We start from the raw sequence: 17,624 nt of genomic DNA on the forward strand, positions 1-17,624 counted from the left end.
GTAGTAGATACTACGAGGTGTAGTACGACGCGGCGAGTAGACTGCCTCACATGGCCGGGCTGGGCGACCTCGAACGCGAGGTCATGACGCAGTTGTGGGACGCGGGCGAGCCGCTGACCGTCCGACAGGTTCACGAGCGGCTCAGCCGCGAGCGCGACCTGGCGTACACGACCGTGATGACCGTGCTGGACCGGCTCGCCAAGAAGGGCGTGGTGCGCCAGCAGCGCGCCGACCGCGCCTACCGGTACGCGCCCGCGCAGACCCGCGAGGAGATGACCGCGGCCGTCATGCTGGACGCGCTGAGCGCCGCTCCGGACGGCGCCGCCCGCGACGCCGCGCTGGCCCATTTCCTCGGCCGTCTCGCCCCGGCCCGGCTCACCGCCGCGCTGGAGGCGGCCCGGCGGTCGGCGGCCGATTGACCGCCCTGCTGCTCGGCGCGCTGGGTCTGACCCTGTCGCTGGTGATCCCCGGCCTGCTCGCCGCCGCGCGCTGGCCCGAGCGTGCCCCCGCGGCCGCGGTCGCGTTGTGGCAGGCGATCACGCTCGCCGCGGTGCTCTCCGCGCTGGGCGTGGTGCTCGCCGCGCCCGAGGAGATGGTCCGCGCGTTCGGCTCCGGGCGGCTGGCGGCGGCGGTCGCCCTCGTCGGGGCGCTCGCGGTCGCGGCGTCGATCGTGCTGCGGCTGCTCGGCTCGCTCGCCGGGGTGATGTACCGCTCGCGGGCCCGCCGGGCGCGCCACCGGCTGCTGGTGGACCTGCTCGACCGCGCGGAACAGCACGGCGATCTGGGGGTGCGCGGGCTGCGGGTGCTCGACGGGGAGCTGCCGTTCGCGTACTGCGTGCCGGGGCGCTCGCCGCGGGTCGTGGTCAGCGGCGGCGCACTCAAGGTGCTCGGTGCGCCGGAGATGGCCGCGGTGCTGGCGCACGAGCAGGCCCACCTGCGGCACCGCCACGATCTGGTGCTGGAGTCGTTCACCGCGTTCTACCGGGCGGTGCCGGGGCCGCTTCGCAGCCGGGCGCCGCTGGATGCCGTACATCTGTTGCTGGAGATGGTCGCGGACGACGCCGCTCGCCGCCGGTGCGGCGCCGCGCCGCTGCGCGCCGCGCTGGCCCGGCTGGCCGAAGCGGCCCCACCCACGGACGCTGCCGGGCAGGCCGCGGCCGCCGGGCAGGCGGGCGCGGCGGGGCTGGGTGGCGCGGCGGGGCCGGGCGGCGCGGTGTGGCTGGGCGGCGCGGCGGGGCTGGGCGGCGCGGCCGTTGGGCCCGGCGCAGGGGAGGGCCCGGGCGGGCCCGGGAGGTTCGTCATTACCGATGCCGAATGCCGCCGGCGTCTGGACCGGCTCGCCGCACGATTTCCGCGGCCTGTGCCGCTGACCGCGCTGGTGCTGGTGGCCGCGCTCTGCCTGCTGGTACTACCCACAGTGATCCTGGTGTTGCCGTGGCTCGGGCAGGCTCTCGCGGCGTGGCCCCTTTAGATCTCCTTAAATAACGCAGCGTCATCACCGTTATGCGTTGAGTTTTACCGATACCTCCCACTTCAGTGACGCAATCTTCGGGAGTACGGTGGTCCCCGGCTCGGCAGCCCCCCATCGCCCACCGGGCGATCTGGCGAGCCACCGCCTGATCGTGCACACGAGCCGGATGGGTCGCTCCACGGACACTCTCCGTGGCCGGGCAACTCCCGCCCGCCCCCTCGGCGCACACGGTCGGCGGCTGCAGGAGAGAGGACGACGCACCGCCGTGATCCGGGTTCAGGCGCCTCGCGCCGCGCTGCACCGCCTGCTCTGCGCGATCGTCGCGCTGGGCATCGTGTTCACCGGTCCGTCCGTCGCGGTCGCCGCGCCGTCGCCCTCCAGCGTCGAGGCCCAGATCGACAAGCAGTGGAACGAGCTGGAACCGGTCATCGAGCAGTACAACCACGTGCACTCCCAGCTGCTGCAGAACCGCCAGCAGCTCAAGGTGATCACCGACCGGCTCACCCCGCTGCAGCTCCAGGTCGACCTGGCGATGTCCGAGGTCGGCAACATGGCCGCCGACGCGTACATGCAGGGCGCGCCGAACGCGCTCAGCGCGATGGTCGTCAGCGGCTCACCGACCGGGCTGACCGACAAGCTCACGTACATCGACCAGCTCGCGCGCCACCAGGAGGAGTCGGTGGCCGACGTCGCGAAGCTGCGCGACAAGTACGCCAAGGACAAGCAGGACCTGGACGTGCTCACGCAGTCCGTGGCGGCCCGCGACGCGGACCTCGTGGGCAAGAAGAAGACGATCGAGTCGAAGATCAACGACCTGCAGAAGCTGCGCCTCGCGGCGTACGGCTCAGCGGGCGAGAACGACGGGCCGCTGCGCACCGGGCCGTGCCCGGTCACGTACACCAACGACAAGGGCGGCCGGGCCGCCCAGCGCGCCTGCGCCCTGATCGGCAAGCCGTACGTGTTCGGCACCGACGGGCCGCGGACCTACGACTGTTCCGGGGTCACCAAGGACGCCTGGGCGTCGGTCGGCGTGCACCTGGAGCACTACACCAAGGACCAGTGGAACGAGGGACGGCCGGTCAGCAAGGCCGACCTGCAACCCGGCGACCTGGTGTTCTACTACAGCGACCTGCACCACATGGCCATCTATGTCGGCGGCGGGACGGTCGTGCAGGCACCGCACACCGGCGACTTCGTCCGGATGACCCCGATCGACCGCGGCCCCATCGCCGGCTACCGCCGCCCGGGCTGATCCACCGAACCGGGCCGCCGACCGTACGTCGGCGGCCCGCCCCTGTTGCTCAGCCCTCGACGCGGTGCGTGGCCCAGAACGATGTCAGGTCGGTGGAGCCCGCGGCGGCCTGGGCGGCGGCCTTGAAGTCGGCGACCGTGGAGATGCCGTACCAGTGGCTGGCGGCGTACGACCGGAGCAGGTTGTCCATCGCGGTGGTGCCGATGAGCCGGCGCAGGTCGTGCAGCGTGCACTTGCCGTAGCCGTACACCACGGTCGAATACCGGTTGGAGTGCGCATCCCAGTACGCCATCGAGTTGGTCAGTTTCTCCGCGGCCGACTGCCAGGTGATGCCGCAGCCCGTGCCGGACTTGTTGAAGTACAGGTCCGTGGCGTAGTCCGTGAAGCCCTCGTCGAGCCACGGCGACGCGTACTCGTCGTCGCCGACGATGCCGTAGAACCACTGGTGGGCCAGCTCGTGCGCGAGCGCGGTCGAGCTGACCAGGTCCAGCACGAAGCCGGGGTACTCCATCCCGCCGAACCAGAACCCGTTGTCCAGGACCACGTCCGCCTCCCCGTACGGGTAGGCGCCGAACCGTGCGGCGTGCGCGTCCAGCGCCGCCGTGGCGGTGTTCAGCATCGAGGTGGCGCTGCGGGTGCTGATGGAGCTCACCGAGTACACGTTGACCTTGACCCCGGCGGCGGTGGTGCCGGAGGTCTTCTTGAACGCCCCGGACGCCCACGCGAACTCGCGGACCTGACTGCCGACCGCCCGGGTGACCGTGCGGCCGGACGCCCCCGGCGTGTCGGTCGACGTGCCGGTCGCCGGTACGAGCAGCCCGTTCGGGTGATCGAGGGTCACGTCGTAGTCGCTGGCCAGGGCGTAGAACGACTCGCCGTTGTTGGTGTACGGGTCGAGGTGCCACCCGGCTGCGTCGCGCACCGCGAGCACCGGCAGCGCGTTGCCCAGGAACGTGTAGTTGCCGTCGTAGCCGAACCGGTCGACGCCGGAGGGCACCGCAATGCTCAGGTCGAAGCCGATGCTGCCGTTGCCGCCCTGCGCCAGCGGGGCCGGCAGGGTGATCTTCAGGGCGGTGCAGCCCACCTCCAGCGCGCCGGGCGTCCCTCCGGTGACATTGCTGACCGTGATCGGGGTGGTGGGGCAGTTGCCGTGGTAGTTGTCCCAGAGCCGCAGGTAGACCTCGCTCAGGGCGACGGCGGACAGGTTGCGGAACGTGATGCTCTGGTGGCCGGTCCACGTGTGCCCGGTCGTGTCGCTGGTCAGCGAGACCGTGTAGGCCGCGCCGCCCGGAGTCCGGGTGGCATCGGTGGTGGCGGAGGGCAAGGACTGGACGGGCGCGGCACCGGCGGGCGCCGCCGGTACGGCGAGCCCCGCGGCCAGCAGGGCCGCGCCGGCAAGGAGTCTGATTCGCATCTGGCGTCCTCGGGATCGATGGGTGGTCCGGGTCATCGATCAGCATGGTTGCCTGGCGAGCGCCCGGGCAACGGGGGAAGCCCTTGCCGTGGCGCCGTCAGTTCCAGGGTGCGATTGTCTCCTGCTCGATGTACACCTCGCAGCGGTTCCGGCCACGTCGCCGGGCCCGGTGCATCGCCGTGTCCGCGTGCTGCATCAGCGTCTGCGCGTCCGTACCGCCCGGGTGGGACAGCGCCAGGCCGATGCTGGACGCCACCTCGAACCGGGCCCCGGCCGCGGCCCGCGCGGTGATCCCGCGCAGAATCCGGGCGGCCACCCGGCGCGCCTTCTCGGCGCCCTCCACCCGGCCCAGCAGCACCCCGAACCGTGTGTCGTCGAGCCGGGCGGCGACGTCGGTGTCCCGGATGCTGCGCCGAAGCACCTCGGCGACCTCGCCGAGCAGCGCGTTCACGGCTTCGGTGCCACCGGAGTCGGCGAGTGAGGCCAGCCCGTCCAGGTTCACCACGAGCACACCCACCGGGTGCTGGTAGCGGGTGCCGTGGCGCAGCGCCCGGTCCACGTCACGTTCCAGCGTCGCGGACATGGCAAGCCCGGTCACCGGGTCACGCCCGGCGGCCTCGGCGACCCGGGCGCGCATGGCACGCTGCGCGGTGACGTCGCGCATCCGGATCAGCAGAGCGCCCACGGCCGGGTCGGCGAGCAGATTGCGCCCGGCCAGCTCGTACCAGCGCCAGTCCCCGCTGTGGTGGCGTACGCGGAGCTCGGTCGTGTGTTCCCCGGCGGCGGCGGGCTCGGTGCGCAGCCGGGCGCGCAGCTGGGAGGCCAGCGTCCGGTCCTGCGGGTGGATGCGTTCGCGCAGCCCGGCGCCGAGCAGTACCGACGGCTCCACCCCGAGCACGCGTGCGGCGGACGGGGCGGCGTACCCGACCTCGCCGCGCCCGTCGGTGAGCAGCACCAGGTCGGCGCCGTCGCGCAGCAGGGCCTCGTACCGGCGGCCGGACATGCGTGCCGTGTGCTCGGCGCGCTCCCGGCCGGTGGCGGCGGCGCCCAGCACCCAGGCGGTCGAAACCATCGCGAGCGCCACGAGCCCGGCCAGGACGTGCCCGTGCGGTTGCGGCAGGCCGTCGGGGAGCACCCCGGCGGCGACGCCCGCCTCGCCGAGAGCCAGCATCGAGGCGCCCGCCACGGCCGCGGGCGGCCAGGCGCGGCCGCCGCAGCGGTGCACCACCAGAGCGATCATGGGCAGCTGGAGCACGGCCAGCGCCGCCCCCCAGCCGGTGAGATACATGGCAGCGGTGACCACGGCGACCGGCAGTGCCGCCTGCGCCCACCAAACAACCAGCTCCGCGCCTGCGCGGCTGCGGCGCAACGCGCTCACCCCGTACCGATGCATCGTGGCGTGCTCCCTGACCCCATTCCTCCGGCCGCGCTGTCACCACGCGGTGTCTTCCCATCGGCCGCGGGCGGGCCGGTCTGGAGGAAAAGTGAGGACCGCGGTGGTGGCGGCCGGCGTGATCGCCGGCCGCCACCCGCGGTGTGCCGCCCTAGAGGCCGAGGATGGCCAGCACCTGGTTGAGCAGGCCGGCGATCTGGCTCAGCGGCGGGTTCGGCCCGTTCAGCAGGCCCGCGACGGCGCACAGCAGGTTGCCGAGCAGGTCGCCTGGGCCGGGATGCGCGGTGATGTCGAGCACGACCCGGTTGAGGTGCACGACCAGGCCGAGCAGATTGAGGTCCAGCGGGCCGAGTTCCAGATGCAGGATCGGGCAGGCGACCGCCGCGAGCGCGCCGGAGGGCACCTGGACGGGGATCGTGGCCACGGAGTCTGCCGTCCGGGTGACGCCCGTGGCGTCCGTGAGGATCGCGTGCAGGGTGCCGGTCGCGGTCAACCGGCCGTCCTGCACGGCGAACCCGCTCGGGGTGAAAGTGCCGGCGACCGTGCCCGGCTGGCCCGCGGCGTCGGTGAAGGTGCCGTCGACGGCGGAGGTCAGGGTGCCGGCGTCGGAGGTCGCCATCGCCGCGGCGGGTGCCGGGGCGGCCGCGGCAGGGGCCGCGGTGAGGGCCGTGCCGGCCACCACCACGATGGCCGCGAGCAGGGCACTGTGGACAGTCCGGATGCGCATGAGCGTGGTCCTTCCGATCGAAGTACGTCGTCACGCGGCCAAATCCCCGGGCCGGAGCGGGAGAAACAGACAACCCTCAACAAAGGATTCACATGGTGCGAAGCCCGTGCGTCGGGTACGGCTGAGCGGCAGGAACGCACGAGCGCGCGCCGAACCCAAAGCAAACCCACAGAGCGGCGGTACACGATACGGCCGCACACCGGACGTCTTCGGGGATGGAGATCGATGAACCGCGGGAAGATACTGAGCTGTGGCATGCTGACTGCCGCCATGACCGGGCTGGCCGCACCGGCGCCAGCGGCGCAGGCGGCCCCGCCGGCCGCCACGCTGGTGAGCGTCTCCACTCAAGGCGCGATGGCGAACCGGGACGTCGACTTCCCGTCGGTCAGCGCGGACGGGCGCTACGTGGCGTTCCAGGCCTGGGCCACGAACCTGGTGCCCGGTGACACGAACGACCACTACGACGTGTTCGTTCGCGACACCGTGGCAGGCACCACGACCCTCGCCAGCGTCGGCCCCGACGGTGTTCAGGGCAACGCGTACAGCGGGCAGCCGTCGATCAGCGCCGACGGGCGCTACGTGGCGTTCCAGTCCGGCGCGTCGAATCTCGTCGCCGGCGACACCAACGACTACAGCGACATCTTCGTCCGCGACGTGGTTGCCGGCACGACCGAACGGGTCAGCGTCCCCACCACGCCGACGGGCATCGGCGGCGCCGATCACCGTCCGGTGATCAGCGCCGACGGCCGGCGGGTGGCGTTTGTGTCGTACGCGCAGGACATGGTGCCCGGCATCACCTTCTGGGGGCCGAAGCTGTTCGTCCGCGACCTCGACGCGGGAACCACGACCCTCGCCAGCGTCGGCGTCTCCGGCGAACCGGTGCCGACCGCCTACATGCAGGCCGACGAGGTGGCCATCGGGATGAGCGGGGACGGGCGGACCGTCGCCTTCGTGTCCGACCGCGACGGCGTCGCCACCAACGACGACGAGACCTCCGACATCCTCGTCCGCAATCTCGACACGGGCGTCACCGTGAACGCCAGCCTGTCCAGCACCGGCCAGCAGGTCGACAACCCGGCCGACTACGCGGCCAGGCGATCCCGGATCGCCCTGAGCCGCGACGGGCGCAAGGTGGCCTTCGCCTCCCGTTCCGCGCAGCTCGTGCCCGGCGACGCCGACACCAAGAGCGACATCTTCGTCCGCGATCTGGACGGCGGGACGCTCACCCGGGTCACCGCCGGGACCAACGAGAGCTGGAACCCGACCTTCAGCGCGGACGGCCAGTCCCTGACGTACACGACCGAGGTGTACGGCGGGCCGCTCACGCACCGCCTGACGAGTTCGGTCTGGCGCGACCTGCGCAGCGGCGATGCCACCGTCCTCTGCAACGCGGTCAAGCCGTTCGACGACTGGGGCGACTGCCGCGACGTGACGGTCACGGCGGACGGTCGCGCGGTGGTCTACGTCTCCGCCCAGGAGCCGATCACCAAGACCGACGGCGACCACTTCCCGCTGCAGATGTTCCTCCGACGCAAGACCGCCTGACCGGCGCGCTCGTGGTGGGCGACGGTCGGCTCGGTCGTCGCGCGTGGCGTGGACTTCCGGCGGGCCCGTGTGGTGTCCGAGCCTGTTTCGCGATATGTCCAGTTCGAGTACGACGTGACACCGCACGCCAACATTGCGGCCGGCGAGCGGGTTCGCTGGCTGCCCCGCGGCCGTGCGTCGGAGTTGCGGCTGCCCGGCAACGACTTCTGGCTCGTCGATGACGTGGTGCTGTTCAGCTTGTTCTCCGGCCACGGTGCCCGCGTCGGGACCGTGGCCGGGGGTGATGACTCACTGGAGTTCGCAGCAGAGTCGTTCGAGGTGGTGTGGACGATGGGCATCGACCACGCCGACTACCGGCCGGCCTGGGTTATGCCTCATTCCTGACGGGTCCACTGCATCGACAGGCCGGTCGCGGCGCGCTCGGTGCGGATCTCCATGACGGTGCCCAGGATGGTGGCCCGGTCGAGCACCAGCGGGCCGCCGTCCAATCCCGACGTGAGCCGCTCCGAGACGAACACCGGGATGCCGGCGGGGCGGTCCAGCAGGGCCGCCGTGGGTTCGTCGAGCAGCCCCGGGCGGATCGACTCGGCCGCCCGGTGCACCACCACCCCGTGTGCCGCGACCGCCGCGTACAGGCTGGTCAGGTCCGCGCCGCGCAGCGCGGCGCCGAGCGGGTCCGGCACCCAGGACACCTGATGCACTGCGGGACGCCCGCCGAGCAGGCGCAGCCGTTCCAGCCGCAGCGCGCGCCGTCCGGGGCCGAGCGCAAGCCGTTGCGCCACTGCGGGATCCGGGCGGCGCGAGGCGCGGCTGAGCACGGTCGTGGTCACGTCCTGTCCTTGCGCGCGCAGGTCCTCGGCCAGGCCGCGCAGCGAGTCCAGCCGGTACGCCGCGCGCGGCTCCGCCACGTACGTGCCCCGCCCGGCCTGCTGGGTGAGCAGCCCGTCGTCCTCCAGCCGGCGCAGCGCCTCCCGCAGCGTGGCCAGGGTGACCCCGTAGCTGGTGCTGAGTTCTTTCTGCGGTGGCAGGGCGGAGCCGGGCGGCAGGGCACCGCTGCGGATGCGGGCCGCCAGGTCGGCCGCGATGGCCTGGTACTTCGGCGTGCGCCGCTCCGTCGCGGCGCCCTCGGCCCGCTTGTCGTGCGGGATCGGCACTGGACACCCTCTCGTCCGCGCGCGGTCCGCAAGCGCCGCGACGTCGCGGGCCGGCCCGTGCGGGTGGCCCGTCGAGCACCCTACGCGGGCAGACGGGAGCGGCCCCGGGGCGAGTACCCCGGGGCCGCTCGCGTTCGCGTACCGGTCAGCCGGCGGCGGCCTGGTACAGCCGTTCCGGCGCGACCGCGCCGACCAGGACCCGGCCGTCGTCGGTGAGCAGCGCGCTGAACAGGGCGCTGGACAGCAGCCGTCCGCTGCCCCACGTGCCGCTCACCTTCGGCAGGCTGTCGAGCACGGCGCCCACCATGGCCGACTCGCCGGGCTTCGCCGACTCGGCCTGCTTCTGCCAGCCGTCGGGCAGCTTCGCCACGAACACCGAGGTCCAGCCGGTGCCGACCACCTTCGGTTCGGCGCCCGCGGGCGGGCCCTGGGGGGCGCCGGCCGGCGGAACCTTGCCCGGAGCCGCCGCGTCGGCGTGCGGTTTGGCCGTGTCCACCTTCGCCCCGGCGGGCGGGTTGAACGTGAACTGCTCCGCGTCCGGCGCGGTGAAGCTGATCTGCTGGAACGCGACCCGGACCGCGGGGGCGGTGGCGTCCTTGGCGTACACGTCGACGCGCAGCGGGATGTGCACCTTGGCGTCGATCGCCAGCCGCACCTGGCCCACCAGCGACGCGGTGTCACGCGGCGCCAGCACCAGCTCGTACGCGTCGCGCCCGGCAACCTTCGCGGCGCCGGTCGTGGTGACCTGAGTGGTCGGGTCGATCGCGGCCAGGGCCGCGGCAGCGGCCTCCTGCGGGGTCGACGGCACGCCGGACGGCAGCGCCTTCGGCTTCTGGTCGCCGTCGCGCGGCAGGGTCACGTGCGTGGCGGTGTTGTCCCGGCTGCGCCACAGCCACACGTCCCGGCCGTTGCGGATGACGTCGGTCTCGCCGAGCACACCCTGCGCGGCGACCCGCATCCTGTCCTCACCGGCGTACCAGACCCGGGCGGTGTTGCTGCCGGTCACCAGCTTGGTCAGATCCGTGCTGCCGGCGGTGAGGCCCGGCATCGCGGGCAGTCCCAAGTCCGCGGTCTGCACGATCGTGCCGGACAGCCCGTCGACGTGCGCGTTCTGCACGTCCACCAGCAGCTGCGCGGCGCTGCGTTGCGGCAGTGACGGGTCGGCGCTGGCGACGATGGTCCCCGCGGCCGCCCCACCGCCGATCACCAGCACCGCGGCTGCCGACGGTACGAGCCAGCGCAGCGTCGGCCTTGATCCGAAAACGGACACGTCCTACACCTCCTGAAGTCTCCTGCGACCCATCCTGCGCCGTGGTCGCTGTGACCACGCTGAGAAAAACCCGTAGGGGTGCGGGCGGCGTGCCATCGTGGTGGCGTGCGGGTGCTGGTGGTGGAGGACGAGGCGCGGCTGGCCGCGGCGCTGCAGCGCGGTCTGCAGGCGGAGGGTTTCGCGGTGGACGTGGCCGGCGACGGCCAGGACGGGCTGGAACTGGCCCGGCACGGCGGCTACGACGCGATGATCCTGGACGTGATGCTGCCGCGGCTGTCCGGCTACCGGGTCGTGCGGCAGCTCCGCACGGAACGCAACTGGCTGCCCGTACTGATGCTCAGCGCCAAGGACGGCGAGTACGACCAGGCCGACGGGCTCGACTGCGGCGCCGACGACTACCTCACCAAGCCTTTTTCGTACGTGGTGCTGCTGGCCCGGCTGCGGGCCCTGCTGCGCCGCGGGGTGCCCGAGCGCCCCACGGTGCTGCGTCACGGCGACATCGAGCTGGACCCGGCGGTGCGGCGGGTCACCGTGGCGGGCGAGGAGGTCACGCTGACCGCCCGCGAGTACGCCCTGCTGCAGTACCTGCTGCGCCGCCCCGGCGAGGTGCTGTCCAAGACCGAACTGCTCGACCACGTCTGGGACGCCGCGCTCGACACCGCCCCGAACGCGGTCGAGGTGTACGTCGGCTACCTGCGCCGCAAGATCGGCCGGGAGCGGCTGGAGACCGTCCGCGGCGCGGGCTACCGGCTCGTGGCCGTCGCGCCGTCCGGGGCCTGACCGGGTGCGCCGGCTGCGCGGGCTCAGCCTGCGGGTCCGCCTGCTGCTGGTCACGGTCCTGGTGCTGGTCGTGGGGCTCGGCATCGGCGGGGCCGCGCTGGTCGCGGCGCTGAACGTGGCCCTGCTGCGGGCGGCCAACGCCGAGGCGCTGGACACCGGGAACGCGGTCGCCCACCTCGTCGACGAGGGTTCGCTCAGCGATCCGATCCCGGCGCCGCCGGGCGTTCAGGTGCAGGTGGTGGACGCCCAGAACCGGGTCCGCGCGGTCTCGGTCGGCACCGACCGGCTGGTGCCGATCCTGTACCCGGCCGAGCTGCGGACGATGCCGGACCACGCCGGCCGGTACCTGCCGGGGGACCGGATCGGCCTGCCCGGCCGGGTCCGGGTCGTCTCGGTGGCGGCGGGGCCCTCGCACGACCGGGTACGCGTGCTGGTCGCCCGCTCGACCGCGGACCTGTCCCAGGGCGTACACGTGCTGCGGGGCCTGCTGCTGGTGGCGTTCCCGCTGCTGGTCGGGCTGCTGGCGCTGGTGGCGTGGCGGCTGGCCGGGGCCACGCTGCGCCCGGTGGAGGCGTTGCGCGCCGGTGCCGAGCGGATCACCGGCGCGGCGCAGGGCGGGCGCGGTGCGGGGCCGCCGCAGCGGCTGCCCGTGCCGGACACCGAGGATGAGATCCACCGGCTCGCGGTCACGCTCAACGACATGCTGGACCGGCTGGGCGCGGCCCGGGCCCGGCAGCGCGCGTTCGTCGCCGACGCCGCCCACGAGCTGCGCAGCCCGCTGACCACCATGCGTACGGAGCTGGAGGTGGCGCAGCGGCTTCCGGACGGTACGGACTGGCCGGCGCTCGCCGACGACCTGCTCACGGACGTGGAGCGGCTCAGCCGCCTGGTGGACGACCTGCTCCTGCTGGCGCGTTCCGACGACTCGGCCACCCGCGCCGCCCCGGCCCCGCAGACCCGGGTGGACCTGGGGGAGTTGCTGGGGCAGGTCGCCGCCCGCTACCCGGCGGTCCGGTACGCCGCTCCCGCGGAGCCGCTGCAGGTCATGGGGGAGCCGGACGCGCTCGCCCGGGTGGTGGCCAACCTGCTCGACAACGCCGTACGGCATGCCGCGTCGGTGGTGGAGCTGGCGGTGCGCGCCGACGGGGCGTACCGGAGCATCACCGTGACCGACGACGGGCCGGGCATCCCCGCCGCCGACCGGGAGCGGGTCTTCGACCGGTTCACCCGGCTCGACGACGCCCGCGCCCGCGACGCGGGCGGGACCGGTCTCGGCCTGGCGATCGTGCGGGAGCTGGTCCGCCGCCACGGCGGCACGGTCACGCTCGCCGACGCGGGTCCCGGCCTGCTGGTCACGGTGCGCCTGCCCGGGGACTGAGCACGGCGCCCGCCGGCGGGCGGTTCGTAGACTGGCGTCATGGTGACCTGGTACGAGTCAGCCATCGACCGCAGTATCCGTGAGGCCCAGGAGCAGGGGGAGTTCGACAACCTGCCGGGCACCGGCCGGCCCCTGTCCGATCACGGCCGCGAGTACGACGAGGACTGGTGGGTCAAGGACTGGCTGCAGCGCGAGGGCGCCACCACCGGGGTGCTGCCGCCGACGCTGGCGTTGCGCCGCGAGGTCGAGGATCTGCCCGCCGCGGTGGACCGGCTGCGCTCCGAGGACGCGGTGCGCACCCGGGTCGCCGAGGTGAACGAGCGGATCCGTAAGGCGCGGGTGGGGCTGCTCGACGGGCCGCCGGTGCTGCTGCCGCCGTGCGACCCCGACGAGGTGGTACGCGGCTGGCGCGAGCGCCGGGCGTCCTGAGCGGCCGTACGCTGGGCGGCCGTACGTCCGGCGGCGCCGCAGCCCGGGCGCGCTCGCGCTCCGGGCTCGCGGGGTGGGGTGCCGTCAGGGCTTCTCGGTGAGCTTGATCGGGTCGGCGGTCAGCGAGTCGCAGCGCACGAACGCGAGGTGGATCTTCACGTCGGTGAACCACAGCACGGGCAGGGTCAGCGGCGGCGGGGAGTCCGGGGTGAAGGTGACCGGGATGAGGCCGAAAAGCTTGCCGGTGAACTTCGGGGTGTAGAAACGGACGTTGCCCTCGGTGGTGAGGGCGCTGCTGTCGATCTGGGTGGTGTGCCCGCCGTCCTCGCCGACCGTGAGCTTGAACGGCTTGGTGACGGACTTGGTCATGCTGAACTTGAGCGCCTTGAGCGGACCGCCCGGGGTGGTCAGCGTCGTCACGCCGTCGTAGCTCGAGTTGTACATGGTGAGCGACTCGCCCTCGAGGGTCGCGCCGTTCAGCGAGATGGTGCCGGGCAGGTCGTCCGGGCCCGCCTCCTTGAAGACACGCGGGCCCAGGCACGGGATGTCCGACGACGACGGCACCGGCGCGATGCTCGACGGTGCCGGGGCGGCCGTGGGTGCCTTGGTGCCCGGCGCCGCGGTGTCCTTGGGGTCGGCCGCCGGGGGCTCGGCGGCCGGCTTGCTGGTGGCGGGCTTGCTGGTGGCCGGGGGGTCGGCCGGCGCCGGGGCGGTGGTGGTCGGCGCGGGTACGGGTGCGCTCGGCTCGCTCGCGCTGGGCGAGGGGTCGGCGGCGGGCGCCTCGTCGCCGAGGCCGAGCAGTTTGCCGGCGGCGCTGACGACCGTGCCGGCGGCGTCCTTGATGCCGTCGAGGACCGGGTGGTCACTCTCCTCGTCGTCGGCGCTCGCGGGAGCGCTCGACGGTGGGGTGGCATTTTCTTTGGCCGCCGCGCCGGTCTTGCCGGTGGCGGCGTTGGCCTTGGCCGCGGTGCTGGCGGCGGTGGCGCGTGGCGCCGACTTGCCGGCCGCGGACCGCGACGACGGAACGGACGCGGCCCCCACCTTCGCCGGGGCGGACGAGGCGGCAGCGGTCGTGCGCGACGGCAGGCCGTCCGGGCACTCGTCGGCCCGGGCGGGCAGGTGGCTGCCGGCCACCACCATCGCGGCGGTCATGGCGGTGGGCACGAGCGCGATCACGAACATCTTGTTGCGGTGCGAGCCGCGCGGCGACGGCGGCGCCTGCTCGGGCGGCGCCTGCTCGCCGTCGGGCTCGGCGAACCCGGGCAGGATCGAAGTGGAGATCTCGCCGCCGACCGGCTGCGTGGTCGCCGTGTCGCCGTAGGCGGGCTCACCCGGCTGATCCGGCGTGGTGCCGTCCGTGACCGCGGGAACGGGCCGCCGGGGCGCCCAGGCGAGGGTCAGCGCGCCGCCGAGGATGCCGAGGATCATGCCGACGAAGAAACCGCCAAGGTTGAGCCCGATGAGCGAGTAGAGCGCGGTGAGCAACCCCAGGATTCCGTAGAACAACCGCTGCCCCGGCGTGAACCAGACCAGCAGGCCGCACAGCAGCAGCATCGCGGGGAGCAGGTAGGACAGGAAGCCGGTCGGCCCGATGTGGACCTGCATGTCGCCGATCGTCTGGTTGGCGCTGAAGAACAGCTCCAGACCGGCGAGCATGAGCAGGAGGCCGCCCCAGAACGGCCGGCGCCGCCGCCATGCGCGGAACCTCTCCCGTTTGCTCGCTGTTGTCACGTACCCCTCCAAAAGACTTTCAGCCGGCACTGCATAGGTGAGGCCCGCGGAGCGGATTCCGCGGGCCTCCGGGTGTTACGTCAGAAGCATTCCGGCGGCTTGCCGGCCGGGTCCACGTTGAGCTTGAGGCTCAGACCCTTGAGGTTGAACGTGGCCGCGGTGGCCGAGTAGCCGATCTGGCGCAGGTTGGTGATGACGACGCTGTCAGCCTCCTGGCCGAAACCGCCTGCGTTGTTGTCGTGCGCGTCGGGGCCGCCCTTGGTGAGGGTGGACGACGACGCGCCGATGTTGATGTTCTTGAAGTCGGCGTCGCCGGAGAGCTCCGTCAGGCCGATCAAGAGCTGGGTGGCCTCGGCGGGCTGGCCCGCCTCGCGGCCGGCCCGGATGGTGAGGGTGATCGGCAGACCGGGCGTCTTGACCGACTGGCACAGGTTGGTGAGCTTCGCCTTGTTGATGCCGGAGAGTGCGACCGGCAGCTCGCCGACCTTCTCCTGGTGCACGGTGCCGCCGTACTGGGCGAAGCCCTCGCCCTCCAGCTTGTCGGCCGAGATCTTGAAGCTCTGGCCCGAAACACTGAAGGTCGCGGCAAGCGCGCCGTTGGCGATGCCGAGCACGATGCCGCCGGCAACAAGGGTGGGCACGCCCACGGCTACGGCGAAACGGCGCCAGTTCGTACCGCCGTACGCCGGCTCGCCTTGAACATCCTTCACGGATCCTCCTCGCGGAACATGGGAAAACGGTGCGGGCCACACCGTCATGCGGCTCGCATCGACGGAGGACAACTTCGTCTACCGCCAGTAGTGAGGCCCGTCGATGAGACCGTCGTAATGTGCGGGAAATGTTGCCGGTCACGGCAGGGTGAGACAAGTGGCTCGGCTACCCGCGAGTAACCCAGGTCACGCGATTCTGATTACGTAGCGTGACAGGCATCGACGGATGTGACGTGGATCATTGGTTGGAAGTGGACACTTCGACCCGCCGGGGGCGTTGTGACCGTCACCACACGTGTATGTGAGCGACGTATCACGGATAGGTAACAATGCCTGGAGATCCCTGAACCGCGGCCGCCTGGCGGCCGATTGGTGGGGATTTGGCTCGTGATGGGCGCCACAGGTTAGCGCTCGTTCAGTCACCCGTTCGAATGGCCCACCCTGCGGATTCCCCGCTCTGGGTGCCAACACGATCACTCAACGTCACGAGCGAGGGGTGGGCCGGTGGCGGCCGCAGGATTCGGTCAGATGTGAACGGAAGGTCAAGGTCGACAGGCGGCCCACAGACGACTCACAGCCGGTTCCCCGGCGGCGCCAAGGCTGCTTCAAGACGATGGCCGGATGATGCGGCAATCCCGGGCGGTGGCAGCCACTGCCGAGCCGTGGCAGGCCCGGCCGCCGCTGTCGCGTGCCGCCGTCGCCCGTCTGGTCCAGCTCTCCGGCGCGTTCGACGTGGCGACCGCGCTGCTACCACCGCGGCACGGCCGGCTGGCCGCGCTCGGCGAGTTCCTGCCGATGGCCGGCATCCTGTCCGCGCGGGCGGCCACGGGCGCGGTCGGCCTGCTGCTGATCTACCTCGGCGCCGGGCTGCGCCGCGGCAAGCACCGCGCCTGGCAGGTCGCGGTCGCCCTGTCCGGCACCGCGGTGATCCTGCACCTGGCCAAGGGGCTCGACGTCGATGCCGCCGTGGTCTCCGCGATCCTGCTGGCGTTGCTCATCGCGGTCCGCGGGCAGTTCCGTGCACAGGCCGACCCGCGCAACCGGTGGCGCGCGGCCGGGGCGCTGGCCGGGTTCGCCGCCGCCGGGTTCCTGCTCGGCCTGCTGGAGATCGCGTTACGGGCCAACCGGCTCGTCGGCCATCCCGGCGTGGCCGGCTGGGCCACCGAATCCGCGCTGGGGCTGGTCGGGATCAGCGGCCCACTGCGTTTCGTACACCCCCTCGGTGCCGAAGCGGTCAGCCTCACCACGGGCGCGTTCGGGCTGCTCGCGGTCGGCGCCGCGGTGGTGCTGCTGCTGCGGCCGGGCAGCCCGCTGCCACAGCGCACGCAAGCCGACGACGCCATGGTCCGCGACCTGCTCCACCGGTACGGGGCGGACGACTCGCTCGGCTACTTCGCGCTGCGCCACGACAAGTCGCTGATCTGGGCGCCGTCGCAACGCGCGGCGGTGGCGTATCGGGTGGTCAACGGGGTGAGCCTCGCCTCCGGCGACCCGGTCGGGCTCGGGTCGGCCTGGCCGGGCGCCATCGCGGCGTGGCTCGCCGACTGCGCCCGGCACGGCTGGACCCCGGCGGTGCTCGGCTGCGGCCAGGCCGGCGGCAAGGCGTACCGGCGGGCCGGGCTCGACGTGGTCGAGCTGGGCGACGAGGCGATCCTGGAAGTCGCCACGTTCCGCCTCGACGGGCGGCCCATGCGGGGCGTGCGCCAGGCCGTGGCGCGCATCCGGCGGGCCGGGTACACGTGCCAGGTGATCCGGCAACGCGACCTGCCGCCCGCCGAGCTGGCCGAGGCGGTACACGCCGCGGACGCGTTCCGCGACGGCCCGGTCGAGCGGGGCTTCTCCATGGCGATGTCCCGGCTCGGCGACCCCGGCGACCCCGACTGCCTGTTCGTGCTGTGCCGCGACGCGACCGGGCGGATCCGCGGGATGCTGCATTTCGTGCCGTGGGGCGCCGACGGGCTGTCGCTCGACGTCATGCGCGGCGACCGCAGCGCCGACAACGGCATCACCGAATTCATGGTCGCCGGTACGGTCGCCGCCGCCCCCGACCTGGGGGTGCGCCGGATCTCGCTCAACTTCGCGGTGCTGCGCTCGGTGTTCGCCCGCGCCGAGCAGCTCGGTGCCGGGCCGGTGCTGCGGGTCTGGCACCGGATGCTGCGGCTGGCCTCCCGGATGTGGCAGATCGAGTCGCTGTACCGGGCCAACGCCAAGTATCTGCCGCTGTGGGAGCCCCGCTACCTGTGCTTCCCGACCGCACGGGACCTGCCCCGGATCGCGATCGCGGCGCTGTCGGCGGAGGCGTTCCTGCCGTCGGCCCGGCCCGGCGTTCCGCGGCCGCGGGTCCCGCTCGGCGATTCCCCGGTGGCCTGA

General features: G+C 72.9%; 15 protein-coding genes and 1 pseudogene. 9 read left to right on the plus strand and 7 right to left on the minus strand.

From position 1 onward, the window contains the following. Positions 1-50: 50 nt before the first annotated feature. From ACMCNK_RS03630 to ACMCNK_RS03640, 3 genes are all read left to right on the plus strand, one after another. Complete coding sequence (locus tag ACMCNK_RS03630) at positions 51-419, plus strand: BlaI/MecI/CopY family transcriptional regulator (RefSeq protein ID WP_412734955.1); 369 nt, start codon at positions 51-53, stop codon at positions 417-419. Next, positions 416-1,471, plus strand: coding sequence for a M56 family metallopeptidase (locus tag ACMCNK_RS03635; RefSeq protein ID WP_412734956.1), 1,056 nt, complete (start codon positions 416-418; stop codon positions 1,469-1,471). Before ACMCNK_RS03630 ends, ACMCNK_RS03635 begins: the two co-directional genes overlap by 4 nt. Positions 1,472-1,736: 265 nt before the next feature. After that, a complete protein-coding gene (locus ACMCNK_RS03640; protein ID WP_412734957.1) occupies positions 1,737-2,723 on the plus strand; it encodes an NlpC/P60 family protein in 987 nt (328 codons plus the stop codon). 49 nt (positions 2,724-2,772) lie between these two features. On the opposite strand, the gene ACMCNK_RS03645 is transcribed toward ACMCNK_RS03640, so the two are convergent. From ACMCNK_RS03645 to ACMCNK_RS03655, 3 genes are all read right to left on the minus strand, one after another. Beyond that, positions 2,773-4,137 carry a M1 family metallopeptidase gene (locus ACMCNK_RS03645; protein WP_412734958.1) on the minus strand — a complete coding sequence of 455 codons (1,365 nt, stop codon included), beginning with the start codon at positions 4,135-4,137 and terminating at the stop codon, positions 2,773-2,775. Positions 4,138-4,234: 97 nt separating this feature from the next. Next, the gene (locus ACMCNK_RS03650) at positions 4,235-5,530 is read right to left on the minus strand and encodes a diguanylate cyclase domain-containing protein (protein ID WP_412734959.1); all 1,296 of its coding nucleotides are present in this window, start codon (positions 5,528-5,530) and stop codon (positions 4,235-4,237) included. A gap of 151 nt (positions 5,531-5,681) precedes the next feature. Then, positions 5,682-6,257, minus strand: coding sequence for a hypothetical protein (locus ACMCNK_RS03655; RefSeq protein WP_412734960.1), 576 nt, complete (start codon positions 6,255-6,257; stop codon positions 5,682-5,684). Positions 6,258-6,512: 255 nt separating this feature from the next. Here ACMCNK_RS03655 and ACMCNK_RS03660 point away from each other — a divergent pair, with 255 nt between their 5' ends. Together ACMCNK_RS03660 and ACMCNK_RS03665 are read left to right on the plus strand one after the other, a co-directional pair. Further along, entirely contained in the window at positions 6,513-7,802 is a 1,290-nt protein-coding gene (locus tag ACMCNK_RS03660; protein WP_412734961.1) for a TolB family protein, read from the plus strand. A gap of 18 nt (positions 7,803-7,820) precedes the next feature. Continuing rightward, positions 7,821-8,186, plus strand: a pseudogene (locus tag ACMCNK_RS03665) (DUF6879 family protein); the annotation flags it as partial. On the opposite strand, the gene ACMCNK_RS03670 reads toward ACMCNK_RS03665, so the two are convergent. Next, entirely contained in the window at positions 8,177-8,956 is a 780-nt protein-coding gene (locus ACMCNK_RS03670) for a GntR family transcriptional regulator (RefSeq protein ID WP_412734962.1), read from the minus strand. The pseudogene ACMCNK_RS03665 and the gene ACMCNK_RS03670 overlap by 10 nt on opposite strands. A gap of 145 nt (positions 8,957-9,101) precedes the next feature. Further along, complete coding sequence (locus ACMCNK_RS03675) at positions 9,102-10,226, minus strand: LolA family protein (RefSeq protein WP_412734963.1); 1,125 nt, start codon at positions 10,224-10,226, stop codon at positions 9,102-9,104. A 105-nt stretch (positions 10,227-10,331) separates the two neighbouring features. On the opposite strand from ACMCNK_RS03675, the gene ACMCNK_RS03680 reads away from it, so the two are divergent. Genes ACMCNK_RS03680 through ACMCNK_RS03690 form a run of 3 tightly spaced genes read left to right on the plus strand, consistent with a single transcriptional unit; the run spans position 10,332 to position 12,813 of the window. Further along, a complete protein-coding gene (locus ACMCNK_RS03680; RefSeq protein ID WP_412734964.1) occupies positions 10,332-11,006 on the plus strand; it encodes a response regulator transcription factor in 675 nt (224 codons plus the stop codon). A 43-nt stretch (positions 11,007-11,049) separates the two neighbouring features. Continuing rightward, positions 11,050-12,384, plus strand: a complete 1,335-nt coding sequence (locus ACMCNK_RS03685) for a sensor histidine kinase (protein WP_412740743.1) — start codon at positions 11,050-11,052, stop codon at positions 12,382-12,384. Positions 12,385-12,423: 39 nt separating this feature from the next. Further along, complete coding sequence (locus ACMCNK_RS03690) at positions 12,424-12,813, plus strand: DUF1992 domain-containing protein (RefSeq protein ID WP_412734965.1); 390 nt, start codon at positions 12,424-12,426, stop codon at positions 12,811-12,813. 84 nt (positions 12,814-12,897) lie between these two features. Here ACMCNK_RS03690 and ACMCNK_RS03695 read toward each other — a convergent pair whose 3' ends face one another. Next, complete coding sequence (locus ACMCNK_RS03695) at positions 12,898-14,544, minus strand: DUF6114 domain-containing protein (protein WP_412734966.1); 1,647 nt, start codon at positions 14,542-14,544, stop codon at positions 12,898-12,900. 80 nt (positions 14,545-14,624) lie between these two features. Continuing rightward, positions 14,625-15,302: a DUF6230 family protein gene (locus ACMCNK_RS03700; RefSeq protein WP_412734967.1), complete on the minus strand. Its 678-nt coding sequence runs from the start codon at positions 15,300-15,302 to the stop codon at positions 14,625-14,627. Positions 15,303-15,875: 573 nt separating this feature from the next. On the opposite strand from ACMCNK_RS03700, the gene ACMCNK_RS03705 reads away from it, so the two are divergent. Next, on the plus strand, positions 15,876-17,624 hold the full coding sequence (locus ACMCNK_RS03705) for a phosphatidylglycerol lysyltransferase domain-containing protein (RefSeq protein WP_412734968.1): 1,749 nt from the start codon (positions 15,876-15,878) through the stop codon (positions 17,622-17,624).

Source organism: Krasilnikovia sp. MM14-A1259, from assembly GCF_047159535.1.
Lineage (GTDB): Bacteria > Actinomycetota > Actinomycetes > Mycobacteriales > Micromonosporaceae > Actinoplanes.

What these genes read in the sequence shown, in the direction of transcription:
- ACMCNK_RS03690 (WP_412734965.1), top strand. Translation starts at nt 12,424, where the DNA reads ATGGTGACCTGGTACGAGTCAGCCATCGACCGCAGTATCCGTGAGGCC.
- ACMCNK_RS03660 (WP_412734961.1), top strand. Translation starts at nt 6,513, where the DNA reads ATGCTGACTGCCGCCATGACCGGGCTGGCCGCACCGGCGCCAGCGGCG.
- ACMCNK_RS03630 (WP_412734955.1), top strand. Translation starts at nt 51, where the DNA reads ATGGCCGGGCTGGGCGACCTCGAACGCGAGGTCATGACGCAGTTGTGG.
- ACMCNK_RS03655 (WP_412734960.1), bottom strand. Translation starts at nt 6,257, where the DNA reads ATGCGCATCCGGACTGTCCACAGTGCCCTGCTCGCGGCCATCGTGGTG.
- ACMCNK_RS03650 (WP_412734959.1), bottom strand. Translation starts at nt 5,530, where the DNA reads ATGCATCGGTACGGGGTGAGCGCGTTGCGCCGCAGCCGCGCAGGCGCG.
- ACMCNK_RS03645 (WP_412734958.1), bottom strand. Translation starts at nt 4,137, where the DNA reads ATGCGAATCAGACTCCTTGCCGGCGCGGCCCTGCTGGCCGCGGGGCTC.
- ACMCNK_RS03705 (WP_412734968.1), top strand. Translation starts at nt 15,876, where the DNA reads ATGATGCGGCAATCCCGGGCGGTGGCAGCCACTGCCGAGCCGTGGCAG.
- ACMCNK_RS03700 (WP_412734967.1), bottom strand. Translation starts at nt 15,302, where the DNA reads ATGACGGTGTGGCCCGCACCGTTTTCCCATGTTCCGCGAGGAGGATCC.